This window comes from Bradyrhizobium cosmicum (assembly GCF_007290395.2).
GTDB classification, from domain to species: Bacteria; Pseudomonadota; Alphaproteobacteria; order Rhizobiales; family Xanthobacteraceae; genus Bradyrhizobium; species Bradyrhizobium cosmicum.
In genome coordinates this window covers 4,214,433-4,227,177 of record NZ_CP041656.2, presented here as the reverse complement: position 1 = coordinate 4,227,177, position 12,745 = coordinate 4,214,433, and the positions used below count along the sequence as shown (strand labels likewise).

Here is a 12,745-nt window from a genome sequence, read left to right as displayed (position 1 = left end):
GTTTCTTCGTTGATCGAGGTTACGATTGATGTTGTGACGTCACGGCGCGATGCGAAAATTCTATTCGGCCGCCTCGCGATAGCGCTCCAACCCGTCCAGACTTTCTCCATTGGCGCGAAGGGCACCGCCCCATTTGGCCAGCCACCACGCGTATTGTTCGGGCCATTTCTCGAAATTGCCGGTCAATCCAAAATGCTCTGCGGCGTGGAGCGCCCAGAACGGATCGAACAGCATCTGGCGGGCCATGAAGATCAGGTCGGCACGGCCGTCCTGCAGGATCTTCTCCGCAAAATCCGGGGTCCGGATCATGCCGACCGCGCCGGTCGCGATGTCGGCCTCGTGGCGAATGCGTTCGGCAAACGGCACCTGGTAGCCGGGACCGCGACCGAGATTGGCATTGGTCGACCCGGCGCGGAGATTGCCGCCCGTAGAACAGTCGACCAGATCGACGCCGAGTTCCTTCAGCTTGCGCGAGAAGACGATGCTGTCTTCGATTTCCCAGCCGCCCTCGATCCAGTCCGTGGCGGAGATGCGCACGAAGAGTGGTGTGGCCGAGGGAAGTGCGGCCCTCACGGCGCGCGTCACTTCGAGTGGAAACCGCATTCGGTTTTCGAGGCTGCCGCCATATTCGTCGGTGCGGAAATTGGCGAGCGGCGACAGGAACGATTGCAGGAGATAGCCGTGAGCCATGTGAAGCTCGATGACGTCGAAGCCCGCGAGCACGGCCCGGCGCGCCGTCGCGACGAAGGCATCACGCACGCCGGTGAGTCCGTCCTTGCTGAGAGGAATGGGAGTCTGGAAGCCATCGGAGAATGCGACGTCGGACGGTCCCGTGGGCACCCAGGTTTCCTCTCCCATCTCGATATCGCGGTCGGTCAAATGGCTATTGCCCCGGAACGCGCGCTGCTGGCTCGATTTGCGTCCGCCGTGATTGATCTGGATCGCGGCTTTCGAGCCGTGAGACTTGATGACATGAACGATCTGGCGCATGCCGTCGATCTGGCCGTCCTCCCACAGCCCGGGATCACCGTTGGTGATGCGTCCCTTTCGGCTGACCGACGTCTGCTCGACGAAGACGAGCCCGGCCCCACCCATGGCGAACTTGCCATAGTGAACCAGGTGGAACGGCGTAACGTAGCCGTTCTCGGCCGAATACATTCCCATCGGCGAGACGACGATGCGGTTGCCGAGTTCGACGCCGCGGAATGAAATGCTTTCAAACAGCTTGACCATTGTGATCTTCCCCTGAATTGGCGGACCAGGACATTCGCCGCTCGACGTTCGTCATGCTTGTGCAATGGCGCCGGAGCGGCGTAGCGCATCGATCTCGCCGCTGGACAGGCCGAGATACTCCGACAGGACCTCGCCATTGTGCTGACCGAGACGCGCGGACGGAACGTACTCGGGCGTCGCCGTGTCGTGCAGCACCAGCGGACTGCGATGAACGAGGATGTCGCCATATTCCGGATGCGCGATCTCGCGCAGCATGCCGCGGGCGTGGAGGTGCTTGTCCTCGGTCACTTCGCGCAGGTCGCGAACGGCGGCGCAGGGCACTCTGTTGACACGGCAGAGCTCGACGATCTCATCGCGCGTAAGTCGCGAGGACCACTCGGACACGACCAGGTCCGTCAGATCGATGTGCTTCAAACGATCGAGTACCGTCTTGAACCTGACATCGTCGGCCAGCTCCGGCCGCCCCATCGCGCGCGTCAGTCCGGTCCAATGCGATTCGTTGACGCTGATGATGGCGACATAGCCGTCGGATGCGGGATAGACATTGTAGGGCGCCTCCGCGAGCCCGCCGTGACGGTTGCCGGTGCGGGGGGCCGCGGCCTTGCGGTTGAAGACATCGGCCAGATTCGAAGCCATCGCCGGATAGACGGTTTCGACCATGGCGATCTCGACCAGCCGGCCGCGGCCGCTCTTTTCGCGATCGTAGAGCGCGGTGAGGATGCCGGCATAGAGATGAACGCCGCTGATGAAGTCGGTGATGGCCGGACCCGCCTTGACGGGGGGACCATCGGCAAAGCCTGTTACGCTCATGATGCCCGACACGGCCTGGACGGTCAGGTCCATCGCCAGATTGTCCCGATCGGGACCCGACAGACCGTAGCCGGTGGCCGAGCCATAGATCAGCCGCGGATTGACGGCGCTGAGTGCAGCGTAGCCGACGCCCAATCGATCCAGCACGCCCGGCGCGTAGTTCTCGATCAGCACGTCGGCCTTTGCCGCGAGGTCCTTCAGGACCTTGACCCCGTCCGGCGACTTGAGGTTCAGGCTGATGTTGCGCTTGTTGGCATTGAGCATCGCGAACGGGACCGCGTTGCCCTTGCTGATGCGGGCGCGGTGACGCACCGGCTCGCCGTTTGGCGGCTCGACCTTGATGACGGTCGCGCCGGCCTGCGCCATCAGGAATCCGCAATACGGTCCCTGATAGACCTGGCCGAGATCGATGACGGTCACGCCGTCGAGCGGCAACCTCTTGTCGTTGTCCAATGTGTCCTCGGTTCGGGTCAGAAGTTGTAGAGGCGCGCCGGATTGGCGATCAGGATCTTGCGGCGGATGGCTTCGTCGGGGACGCATTCGTGCAGCAGACGAAGCAGGTCCTGAAGATCAGGCATCGTCTCGGCGCTGTGGCCGACATGGGGCCAATCGCTGCCCCACACGACCTGATCGGGCGCAGCCTGAACGATGGCGCGCATGAAAGGTGCCGTATCGGCATAGGGACGGCCGACACGCGTGTTGCGGTCGGCGCCCGAGATCTTGGTCCAGTAGCGGCCCGTCTTCAACCGGTCGGTGAAGGCGCGAAAATCCGGATGCTCGTGTCCCTTGTCGGCCATGGTCCGCGACATGTGGTCGATCACGTAGTTCAGTGGCAGCTTCTCGAGTTCGGCTGCGGCAGCCGCAAGATCCGAACTCTCGATCCAGAGCTGCGCATGCCAGCCTCGCTCGGCGATACGGGGAGCGAGCCTGACCAGATCGTCGTAGCTGGTGCCGAGCGTCGAAACCGGCTTGCCGTCCTGCCGGATCATGGTGACGCGCACCGCCTTGAAGCCAGCGTCGGTGAGTTCATCGAGCCGCCGATCCGAGACGTCGGGACGCAGGATCGCGACGGCACGAAGCCTGTCGGGGTAGCGACGCAGTGCGTCGTAAGTGACGGCGTTATCGTCTCCCGATCCCACCGCATGGACGATGACACCGCGCGTGATGCCGAGCTTGTCCCAGATGGCAAAGGCGTCTTCGATCGTGAACGGCCGCGCGGCGGTGAAGCGTCCCTCATCGCTCTGAGGAAAGCGATCGAACGGGCCGTAGATGTGGAAATGACAATCGCAGCTGCCTTCGGGTAATCGATAGTCCATGCAAGCAACTTCCTGTTGGTTTTTCGGTGATGGCCGAGGAGGAGGCGCCAGATCTCGTTGTCGCTCTGCCGAGCCTGGCCAAGAGCGCAAATCACGCGTGATTGCGCTTGTTGATCTTCAAGAGATCGATCCGGAGGGGTTCAGTTCAGCTGCGGTCGCCCAAGCAGCGCGGGTCGAACCGAGCACATCATCCGGTCGTGGCAGACAGATGGAATCTTGGCCTCATGACGCCTCCCTGTAAGCGCGCATCACCTTTGGTGGGGCGCCTTTTGTTTTTTGGACGGCTATGCGCCGCGGCCTTGCAGCCTCCGGGAAGAATAAAGGGGGTGCGGAGGGGTGTCCATAGATTACATATATGTAGTTCTATTTCTATATATGTGTAAAAGGTGGGTGGTCGATGCCGGGCCTGCAGTCTGCCCGCCTGAAGTCGGGCGTATCAAACCGATCCCTCGCGATACTCTTTCCAGATGTGTGAAAATGACGAATGCCACCATCAAGTCGGCGCAGCGGATTTTCGAAGTCCTCGAGTACTTTGAGGATGTGAAACGACCGATTTCGCTGAAGGAAGTTGCGGCGAAGTGCGACTATCCGACGTCCAGTGCCGCGGCTTTGCTGAAGAGCATGGCGATGCTGGGTTACCTGTTCTACGACAGCTACAATCGCACCTACATGCCGACGATGCGCATCGCCCAGATGGGCCGGTGGCTGGATGCCGGGCTGTTCGGCGACAGCGCAATTCTTGCGCTCGTCAACTTCGTCCATGAGGAGCTGGACGAACTCGTCAGTATCAGCACGCAGTCCGATCTGCATGCGCAATACATTCATTGTCTGCAAACCAGCAAGCGTCTGCGGTTCGAAGTCAGGCCTGGCGACGTCCGGCCGCTTGCGATCAGCGGCATCGGGCGCACGCTGCTCAGCGGTCACACCGACGTCGAGATTGCCCGGCTCCTGCGCCGCATCAATGCCGTCTGCCCTCCGGAAGAACACTTCGAACTGAAGGCCTTGATGAAGATCATCAACGGCATTCGTCGCAACGGCTACATGTTCTCCAAGCACATCATCGTCCAGGACGCCGGGGTGATTGCGGCTTTGCTGCCAAAACGCGATTTCGGACGCCAACTGGTCCTTGGCGTCGGCGGGCCCGTCTCCCGTCTCGAAGAGCGGCAGGGCGAAATCCTGGCCTGTATTCGCGAAGGCATCGCGCGGTTCCTGCCGTGACGCCTGTCGCGGCCGACCCCCGCCCAATAGCAAGACTTTGTGCCGGGTCCCCGTCGGCTCCTGCGCGAAATCCGTACCCCGCCGGGCTTCCCCTGGGGGACGGCATGGCCTATTACGCTGCAACGCAAAAATCCCCCTGAAAAGACCCCATGATCCGCCTCGACAACGTCAGCAAGCAAGCCGGCCACCAGATCCTGTTCATCGAAGCCTCCGCCGCCCTCAACAAGGGCGAGAAGATCGGGCTTGTCGGCCCAAACGGGGCGGGCAAGACCACGCTGTTCCGGATGATCGCCGGTGAGGAACTCCCCGACGAGGGGCAGGTCTCGACCGATCGCGGCATCACCATCGGCTATTTTAACCAGGACGTCGGCGAGATGAGCGGCCGCAGCGCCGTGGCCGAGGTCATGGACGGCGCCGGTCCCGTCAGCGAGGTCGCTGCCGAGTTGCACCAGCTCGAAGTTGCGATGGCCGACCCCGACAAGGCCGACCAGATGGACGAGATCATCGCGCGCTATGGCGAGGTCCAGCACGCGTTCGAGGAGCTCGATGGCTATGCGCTCGACGGCCGGGCGCGCGAGGCGCTCTCCGGCCTCGGCTTCAGCCAGGAGATGATGGACGGTGATGTCGGCAAGCTCTCGGGCGGCTGGAAGATGCGCGTGGCGCTGGCGCGCATTCTCCTGATGCGGCCCGACGTGATGCTGCTCGACGAGCCGAGCAACCATCTCGATCTCGAAAGCCTGATCTGGCTCGAGAAGTTCCTGCACGACTACGAAGGCACGCTGCTGATGACCTCGCATGACCGCGAGTTCATCAACCGCGTGATCTCCAAGGTGATCGAGATCGATAGCGGCTCGCTCACCACCTATACAGGCGACTACGAGTTCTATGAGCAGCAGCGCGCGCAGAACGAGAAGCAGCAGCAGGCGCAGTTCGAGCGCCAGCAGGCCATGCTCGCCAAGGAGATCAAGTTCATCGAGCGCTTCAAGGCGCGCGCCTCGCACGCAGCCCAGGTGCAGAGCCGGGTGAAGAAGCTCGACAAGATCGAGCGGGTCGAGCCGCCGCGCCGCCGCCAGACGGTGGCGTTTGACTTCCCGCCGGCGCCGCGCTCCGGCGAGGACGTCGTCGCGCTCAAGAACGTCTACAAGGGTTACGGCAGCAAGCGCATCTATGACGGGCTTGATTTCATGATCCGCCGCAGGGAGCGCTGGGCGGTGATGGGCGTCAATGGCGCCGGCAAGTCGACGCTGCTCAAGCTGATCGCCGGTGCGAGCGAGCCGGATCAGGGCACCGTGGCGGTCGGCGGCAGCGTCAAGATGGGCTATTTCGCCCAGCACGCGATGGATCTGCTCGACGGCGAGCAGACTGTGTTCGAGTCGCTCGAATACGCGTTTCCGACCGCGGGGCAGGGAAGCCTGCGCGCGCTCGCTGGCTGTTTCGGTTTCTCCGGCGACGACGTCGAGAAACGCTGCCGCGTGCTCTCGGGCGGCGAGAAGGCGCGGCTGGTGATGGCCAAGATGCTGTTCGATCCGCCGAACTTCCTGGTGCTGGACGAGCCGACCAACCATCTCGACCTCGCCACCAAGGAAATGCTGATCAACGCGCTTTCGGATTTCGAGGGCACCATGCTCTTCGTCTCGCATGATCGCCACTTCCTGGCGACGCTGTCGAACCGCGTGCTGGAGCTGACGCCGGACGGCATCCACCAGTTTGGCGGCGGCTACACGGAATATGTTGCGCGGACCGGTCAGGAAGCGCCGGGGTTGCGGAGCTAGCATTCCGCGGCGCGCCTTGACGCGCTGACGCCTCTCGTTACGCTTCCTGAAAAAGGGAGCGAGACGACCATGAAGCAGCTGCGGGTCGGCGACATCACCATCGATGCGGTGATCGAGCGGGAGGGGCCGTGGCGGCGGCCGCAGGATTTCTTCCCGGCTTATGACGAGGGCGTGTTCAAGCGCCATCTGCCGACGATGGAGCCGGAGGTGTTCGATGCCGCGCGCGGCATGATGGTGATCACCTACCAGACCTTCGTGGTGCGAACGCCGCGCTACACCATCCTGGTCGACACCTGCACCGGCGAGGACAAGGGCCATCCGCCGCCCTTCGACTTTCCTGGCAAGGAGCGCTGGCGCAACGAGCTGTTCGCGCTGGGAATCGGCTTCGAACAGATCGACTATGTGTTCTGCACCCATTTGCATATCGACCACACCGGCTGGAACACGAGCTTGCGCGACGGCCGCTGGGTGCCGACGTTTCCAAACGCGAAATACGTCTTTCACAAGGGCGAGTACGCGGCGTGGGAGGCTGAGAACGCCAAGGGCAGTAATCCACCCGGGACCGTGTTTCGCGACAATTGCCTGCCGATCGTCGAGGCCGGACAGGCGCTGCTGGTGGACGACGATTACGCGCTCGACGACACCGTCACGCTGACACCGACGCCGGGTCATTCGCCCTGCCATTGCTGCGTGAACATTTTTTCGAAGGGCCAGCGCGCGGTGGTCGCGGGCGACCTCATGCATCACCAGATTCAGTGCCGCGAGCCGGAGTGGTCGGCCAAGCCGGACTGGGATGCGAAGCTATCGGCGGTGTCGCGGCGGAAGTTCTTCGCCTCGGTGGCCGACACCGACACGCTGATCCTGCCGATCCATTTCCCGGCGCCGACGGTCGGGCTGATCAAGCCGCTGGACGGGGCATTCGATTATCGGTTCAGGCGGGGGTGAGTGTTTCCGTCATGGCCGGGCTTGTCCCGGCCATCCACGTACTTTGCCGCAGGGAAGCAAGAACGTGGATGCCCGGGACGAGCCCGGGCATGACGAGTTCGTGGAGCAGCCGCTCGTTAAAGACGCCGAGAATTCGTTGCCGCGCCTTACGCGCCGACTTCGCACTTCTTCATGAAGCTGTTCTTGGCGGCGCCCGCGAGCGGTTTGCCGTCGGCGCTGACAGCTTTGGGCGCGCAGGCGTCTTCCTTGCACTTCTTCATGAACGACGTCTTGGCCGCGCCAGCGAGCGGCTTGCCGTCCTTGCTGACCGCCTTGCTCGCGCAGGTGTCGTCCGCGAGGGCCGAGCCCGCTGCAAAGGTGGCGACGATCGCTGCGAGAAAAATCCGCTTCATCATGGGTGTCTCCCTGGGAAAAAATTCGCCAGCGGATAGGAGCCGCGAATCGTGGCGCAATCAAGCAGGATCGCGATCCGCCATCGGGCCGATCGCAGATTTTTCCATTCAGCCGCGGTTCAGATTCCGCGCGCCAGCAACGCCTTGAAATCTGCCCGCGCGCGCTGCGCCTCGGCGCGCGCCACCTCGGAGGCATCGCCAAGGCCGAAATAGCCGTGGATCAGGCCGGCGCCCTTATGATGCTTGATCTGCACGCCGGCCGCTTCCAGCGCTTTCGCATAGGCGGCGCCCTCGTCGCGCAGGGGATCGAACCAGGCGGTGGTCACGATCGCAGGCGCGACGCCTTCGAGCGATGCGGCGCGGAGCGGCGAGATGCGCCAGTCGGCGGCATGAGCGGGATCGGCGAGATAGTGGCCGGAAAACCACTCCATCACCGCGCGCGACAGGAAGTAGCCGTCGGCATTCTCGCTGCGCGATGGAAAGCGCGCGTTCTCGGCGGCATCCGCGTAGCTGCCAACGACGTCGGTCACGGGATACACCAGCAGTTGTGCAGCGAGCTTGATGCCGGCATCGCGGCAGGCGATCGCGGTGGTGGCCGCAAGATTGCCGCCGGCGCTGTCGCCGCCGACTCCAAGCCGTTTGGCATCGCTGCCAAATTCCGCGACGCGGGTGAAGACGTCACGCGTTGCGGCGAAGGCGTCCTCGAATGCGCCGGGAAAGCGCGTTTCCGGCGGACGGCGATAATCGACGGAGACGACCACGGCGCCGGTCTCGATCGCAAGGTTGCGCGCCTGCCGGTCATGGGTTTCGAGATCGCCCGCGACCCATCCGCCACCATGGAAGAACACCACGGTCGGCGCGGGTGTGGTGCCGACCCGGTAGACGCGCGCATCGAGCGGCCCGGCGCCGCCTTTGACCTTGATATCCGCGACCGCGTCAACGGGCGGCGGCGGCACGGCGGCGCGCGAGGCAGCCAGTGCGCGCAAGGCATCGCGGGCGCTCTGTGGCGTCATCGTGGTGGGATCGCGCAGCGGCAGCAGCGGGATGATCTGGGCAATGACGGGATCGAGCGGCGCGGGCATGGTCGAGTTCTCCCCGGGGTTCTTGGTCTTGCTTGCGTGTTAGCATAGATTTTGCGGGTTGCATCGGCAACCGGCGGTCTGTCGCGGTGTCGCCGGGTGAGCAGGCAGGGAGGTCTTGAAGTGGAATTCGAAACGCTGGTCCAGTCGCGCCGCAGCGTGCGCGGTTTCAAGCAGCAGCAGGTATCCCGCGACGTGGTCGAGGCGATCATCGAAAGCGCCAAGCGCGCGCCGTCGTCGATGAACACCCAGCCCTGGCATGTGCATGTGCTCACGGGCGGTCCGCTGGAAGAGCTGCGCCGCCGCAACATGGAGGAGATGGTGGGCGGCGCCAAGGTCAAGCGCGACATCATCAGCCATGGCGAGTACCAGGGCGTCCACCGCAACAGGCAGGTCGACATCGCCAAGAAATTGTTTGGCGCGATGGGAATTGCGCGTGACGACAAGCCGATGCGGCAGGATTGGGTGCTGCGCGGTTTCCGCCAGTTCGACGCGCCGGTCTCGCTGGTGCTGACCTACGACCGCGTGCTCGATCCCGGCGCGGTGTGCCATTTCGATCTCGGCGCGCTCTGCTACGGCATCGTGCTGGCCGCCTGGGACCGCGGTCTCGGTTCCGTCATCAACGGGCAGGGCATCATGCGCTCCGACATCGTGCGCGAGGTCGCCAACATTCCGGAAGATGAGGTCATCATGACCTGCGTCGCGATGGGTTATCCCGACGACGACTTCGCCGCGAACGCGGTGCGCTCGGATCGCGAGAGCAATGACGAATTCGTGCGCTATGTCGGCTTTGCCGACTAGCAAATCATTCTCTCGCGAAAATTTTTGGTGCGGGAGAGTGGCAGCCTCTTGCAATCTCGGTGGCGCGGGAGGAACAATATGCGGGCTAAAAGGTTTGTTGCTGGCGCGAGGGAATTGACATGCGGCGGCTGGCTAGCCTGGTTCGACGGTTGTTTGGTCCGCGACTGCGGCACACGATTGATAATGATCCAAGTCTTCCCTTCACACCCGAAGAGTTCGGCAGGCTGGTCCGCAGCGGCAGACGCGAAGACATGAAGCTGCTCGCGGAAGGTCTGGCCTGCAGGTCGATGCCGCACCGCGCAAAATTCCGGGCGACGCATTAGTCGTGTCGAGAGGGCCGGCGTTCAAGATGTGCTGACACGCTCACCGCGTGAGCGCGACCTGCTTGAACGAAGCAACCAGCGCTTTCTCCAGCTTTCCGTTCATTCCGCAGAGGATGTTGTAGGCCTCCGCGCGCGGCATGGTCGGCTTGTAGTGCCGGTGCTCGATCAGCGCGGCGAAAATGTCCGAGATGGTGAGAATGCGGACGATGTCGCCGATGCTCTCGCCACAGAGTGCATCCGGATAGCCGCTGCCGTCGAGATATTCGTGATGGTGGCGCACGGCGTCGAGGATCTCCGGCGAGATATTGTCGTGGCCTTTCAGGAAATCGTAGCCCACGGTGGGATGAGTCTCGATCATGGCGCGCTCCTCGGGATCGAGGCGGCCGGGCTTGTCGAGGATGGCGAGCGGAATCTGCGCCTTGCCGATGTCGTGGAACATGGCCGCGGAGTAGAGGCGCTCCAGGTCGGCGCGCCCGACGCCGAGGCTGAGGCCGAAATCGATGGCGACGCCGGTCACCAGCAGGCAGTGTTGATAGGTTCCCTCATGGTGGCGCCGTACCGTCGTGAGCCACTCCGACAGTCCATGCTGGGTGATGCGATCGGCGATCTGGCGGCCGGCTTCCTTGGTGCCATCGACATCGAGCGGCTGGCCGAGGGTGACGGACGTGAACATCGAAGCGATCGCGGTTGCCGCGGTCTCGACGGCGTTGTCCGGCGGCGTTCCGTCCGACGGAGCGGAGGCCGCGTTGGGCGGATCGCTCAGCGCCGCCAGCAATTTGATCCGGTTGATGACGCCGGGCAGGACCAGCGTCGCGCCGAGCGCATAGGCCTGCGAGATGCCGACGTGAGAGGTGTGCTCGAGGATGAAGATGCGTTTCCCGGCCTTCGCCAGCCTGCCGGCCCGCTTCTTGATGGCCGCGATGTTGTCGACATCGCGCAGCTCCGCGCGAATGACGATCGCCGACGGCACCTGCGTGAGCTTGGCGTCGGCGTCGAGCCGCTCGGCCGCGACGGTGAATTTCTCTTCGAGGATCGAGCGGACGCCGGACAGCCGTTCGGACGTGTCGGCCAGCACTTGCACGAGGGGGCGGGCCGCTTCGGTTTCACGGATGCCGCCGTCGCGATTGGCGGGGCGGAGGATGGTTCGCGCGTTCTGCACGGTCTGACCTGGAGGTTATTCTACTGGACTTTCAATGCGTGGGTCGAATGTTCGGACCTGCCTGCTCTGAACGGAGTTCTAGGCCGTGGCTTTTCCGCTCGCGGGCTTTTTCTTGCCGTCCGCGCTGATGAAGTGGACCCCGGCCATGGTGCCGTCGATCCAGACCAGCTCGCAGCGCCGGTAAGCGAGCCCGGTCGAGGACAGCAGCATGAAGAATTCCTTGGCCTGGAGCACGTCGAGCGTGCCTTCGACCTCGATCTTGGCGCCGCTTTGCGAGACGTCGAGCAGCACGCAGCTGCGGCGCCAGGTGCCGTCCGAGCCCATCAGATTGACGGACTGCTTGTGATCCATCCGCACGCGAAGCGCCTTGCGACCGTCGAACTTCATCGGTTAACCCCCATTTTGGCGCCGCGATGTCCCTGAACGCTTGTGCTGGCGCTTGCTGCGATTTCCCCCCAGCGCACTGTCCATTGGCTGGTCGACAGAAGCAGTGTCTCGAACATGTGCTGCGCGCGTTCGCGCTCGGCAAAGGAAAGACGGGCGCCGCCGCGGTTGCTCAGGATCGCGAGCGTGGTCGCCCAGTTCAGGCGCGAGGCGCGGCAGGCCATCACCAAGCCCTCGCAATCGTCGTCGATCATGACGTGCTCGACGATCTCGATCGGGGCTCCTGACAGCACCGACAGCGCCGTGAACAGATTTGCGGTCTCGCCGCGGATCGCGAAGCGGTTCACCGTGGAGTCGTTGAGCTTGCCGACGCGGCTGAGCGCGACGATCTCCGGCCGTGCGCTCGCATAGGCGGCCGCGGAGGGCGGCTTGGGCCGCGCCGGCGCTGTCGCTTGCGCAGGAGCAACGGCGGATGCGGTGGGCTTGGCCGGCGCGGTCTTGCCGGGGGAGACGGAGAGCAGCTTGCGTATGACCAGGTCGGGGGTGCCGGGACGCAGGGCCAGCGCCTTCATGATCTCGCCGTCCTGCTCGGACATGGCGATCAGCCCGGCATAGGCGGCCTCGGAGAATTGGGTTCCCGGGTTGTTGATCAGCACAAGGCAGATCGGGCCCCCGCGCTTGATAAGCGCCTCGGCGACTTCGGATTTGATCGAGGTGCGTGCGGCGATGGCGCGTTGATGGCGTTCCCCGCAGGCCGCTGCGATCGTCGCGAGATCGGCCGCGGTGAGCGCCTGTGATTTGAGCAGGAGAGGACACGCCACGTCCGGATCATCATGTGAGGCGAGGCGCCGCAGAGTTTCCGGTGGTGCTACCGTGAGCTCGGCCAGTGTGTTGCTGAGCTGGACCAGCGCACTGGGCTCGACCCGCCCCGTCAATCGCAGCAGAACGCCGTCGACGACACCGGCGAGCAATTCCTGGGATCTGTCGCGGTTGCCAGTGAGCAACTGCATAATGCCGGACAGGATGCGCGCGCAGCGGTCCAACGGACACGTTGCGACCGCTTCCTCCAACTCAATCAGAACATCAGCAGGCGAATTTGCCATCATGGCAGGAGCCTGTACTCAAAATGAATTTCGACTATCCAACGACCTTCATTGCGCACCACAGACGTTAATTTGGATTTTACACTTCAGTCCGCCAGGTATTCGCGCACCGTTGAGTGCACTGAAAACGGTATCGAAATCTGGCAGGACACGATCCGCCGCTTGTCCTTTGCGCTCGACCCTCGCCAACTGTTTGGACGAGCGAGATTT

General features: G+C 63.5%; 12 protein-coding genes. 4 read left to right on the top strand and 8 right to left on the bottom strand.

The features are described from left to right. Positions 1 to 60: 60 nt before the first annotated feature. The 3 genes from FNV92_RS20380 to FNV92_RS20370 are packed head-to-tail and all read right to left on the bottom strand — an operon-like array spanning position 61 to position 3,359. A complete protein-coding gene (locus tag FNV92_RS20380; RefSeq protein ID WP_143844826.1) occupies positions 61 to 1,233 on the bottom strand; it encodes an NADH:flavin oxidoreductase/NADH oxidase in 1,173 nt (390 codons plus the stop codon). Between the two features lie 51 nt (positions 1,234 to 1,284). After that, a complete protein-coding gene (locus FNV92_RS20375; RefSeq protein ID WP_143844827.1) occupies positions 1,285 to 2,496 on the bottom strand; it encodes a CaiB/BaiF CoA transferase family protein in 1,212 nt (403 codons plus the stop codon). Positions 2,497 to 2,513: 17 nt separating this feature from the next. Beyond that, positions 2,514 to 3,359: an amidohydrolase family protein gene (locus FNV92_RS20370; protein WP_143844828.1), complete on the bottom strand. Its 846-nt coding sequence runs from the start codon at positions 3,357 to 3,359 to the stop codon at positions 2,514 to 2,516. Positions 3,360 to 3,836: 477 nt separating this feature from the next. Between FNV92_RS20370 and FNV92_RS20365 the strand changes: the two genes are divergently transcribed. From FNV92_RS20365 to FNV92_RS20355, 3 genes are all read left to right on the top strand, one after another. After that, positions 3,837 to 4,577: an IclR family transcriptional regulator gene (locus FNV92_RS20365; protein ID WP_015686558.1), complete on the top strand. Its 741-nt coding sequence runs from the start codon at positions 3,837 to 3,839 to the stop codon at positions 4,575 to 4,577. A gap of 149 nt (positions 4,578 to 4,726) precedes the next feature. Then, positions 4,727 to 6,349, top strand: coding sequence for an ABC-F family ATP-binding cassette domain-containing protein (locus FNV92_RS20360; protein ID WP_143844829.1), 1,623 nt, complete (start codon positions 4,727 to 4,729; stop codon positions 6,347 to 6,349). 69 nt (positions 6,350 to 6,418) lie between these two features. Then, the gene (locus FNV92_RS20355; RefSeq protein WP_143844830.1) at positions 6,419 to 7,294 is read left to right on the top strand and encodes an MBL fold metallo-hydrolase; all 876 of its coding nucleotides are present in this window, start codon (positions 6,419 to 6,421) and stop codon (positions 7,292 to 7,294) included. Positions 7,295 to 7,440: 146 nt separating this feature from the next. On the opposite strand, the gene FNV92_RS20350 is transcribed toward FNV92_RS20355, so the two are convergent. Both FNV92_RS20350 and FNV92_RS20345 read right to left on the bottom strand, forming a co-directional pair. Beyond that, the gene (locus tag FNV92_RS20350; protein ID WP_041748363.1) at positions 7,441 to 7,689 is read right to left on the bottom strand and encodes a hypothetical protein; all 249 of its coding nucleotides are present in this window, start codon (positions 7,687 to 7,689) and stop codon (positions 7,441 to 7,443) included. A gap of 116 nt (positions 7,690 to 7,805) precedes the next feature. After that, on the bottom strand, positions 7,806 to 8,768 hold the full coding sequence (locus FNV92_RS20345) for an alpha/beta hydrolase (RefSeq protein ID WP_143844831.1): 963 nt from the start codon (positions 8,766 to 8,768) through the stop codon (positions 7,806 to 7,808). A gap of 120 nt (positions 8,769 to 8,888) precedes the next feature. On the opposite strand from FNV92_RS20345, the gene FNV92_RS20340 reads away from it, so the two are divergent. After that, entirely contained in the window at positions 8,889 to 9,566 is a 678-nt protein-coding gene (locus FNV92_RS20340; protein WP_143844832.1) for a nitroreductase, read from the top strand. 363 nt (positions 9,567 to 9,929) lie between these two features. Here FNV92_RS20340 and FNV92_RS20335 read toward each other — a convergent pair whose 3' ends face one another. The 3 genes from FNV92_RS20335 to FNV92_RS20325 all read right to left on the bottom strand — a co-directional run bounded on the left by FNV92_RS20335 (position 9,930) and on the right by FNV92_RS20325 (position 12,538). Continuing rightward, entirely contained in the window at positions 9,930 to 11,048 is a 1,119-nt protein-coding gene (locus FNV92_RS20335) for an HD-GYP domain-containing protein (RefSeq protein ID WP_143844833.1), read from the bottom strand. A gap of 78 nt (positions 11,049 to 11,126) precedes the next feature. Further along, on the bottom strand, positions 11,127 to 11,435 hold the full coding sequence (locus tag FNV92_RS20330) for a PilZ domain-containing protein (RefSeq protein WP_015686551.1): 309 nt from the start codon (positions 11,433 to 11,435) through the stop codon (positions 11,127 to 11,129). Next, on the bottom strand, positions 11,432 to 12,538 hold the full coding sequence (locus FNV92_RS20325; RefSeq protein WP_143844834.1) for a DUF2336 domain-containing protein: 1,107 nt from the start codon (positions 12,536 to 12,538) through the stop codon (positions 11,432 to 11,434). Before FNV92_RS20325 ends, FNV92_RS20330 begins: the two co-directional genes overlap by 4 nt. Between the last annotated feature and the right edge of the window lie 207 nt (positions 12,539 to 12,745).

Bases quoted from the DNA above. Each gene is read 5' to 3' on its own strand.
- FNV92_RS20380 (WP_143844826.1), bottom strand. From the start codon at position 1,233: ATGGTCAAGCTGTTTGAAAGCATTTCATTCCGCGGCGTCGAACTCGGC.
- FNV92_RS20370 (WP_143844828.1), bottom strand. From the start codon at position 3,359: ATGGACTATCGATTACCCGAAGGCAGCTGCGATTGTCATTTCCACATC.
- FNV92_RS20365 (WP_015686558.1), top strand. From the start codon at position 3,837: ATGACGAATGCCACCATCAAGTCGGCGCAGCGGATTTTCGAAGTCCTC.
- FNV92_RS20360 (WP_143844829.1), top strand. From the start codon at position 4,727: ATGATCCGCCTCGACAACGTCAGCAAGCAAGCCGGCCACCAGATCCTG.
- FNV92_RS20355 (WP_143844830.1), top strand. From the start codon at position 6,419: ATGAAGCAGCTGCGGGTCGGCGACATCACCATCGATGCGGTGATCGAG.
- FNV92_RS20350 (WP_041748363.1), bottom strand. From the start codon at position 7,689: ATGATGAAGCGGATTTTTCTCGCAGCGATCGTCGCCACCTTTGCAGCG.
- FNV92_RS20345 (WP_143844831.1), bottom strand. From the start codon at position 8,768: ATGCCCGCGCCGCTCGATCCCGTCATTGCCCAGATCATCCCGCTGCTG.
- FNV92_RS20330 (WP_015686551.1), bottom strand. From the start codon at position 11,435: ATGAAGTTCGACGGTCGCAAGGCGCTTCGCGTGCGGATGGATCACAAG.
- FNV92_RS20325 (WP_143844834.1), bottom strand. From the start codon at position 12,538: ATGATGGCAAATTCGCCTGCTGATGTTCTGATTGAGTTGGAGGAAGCG.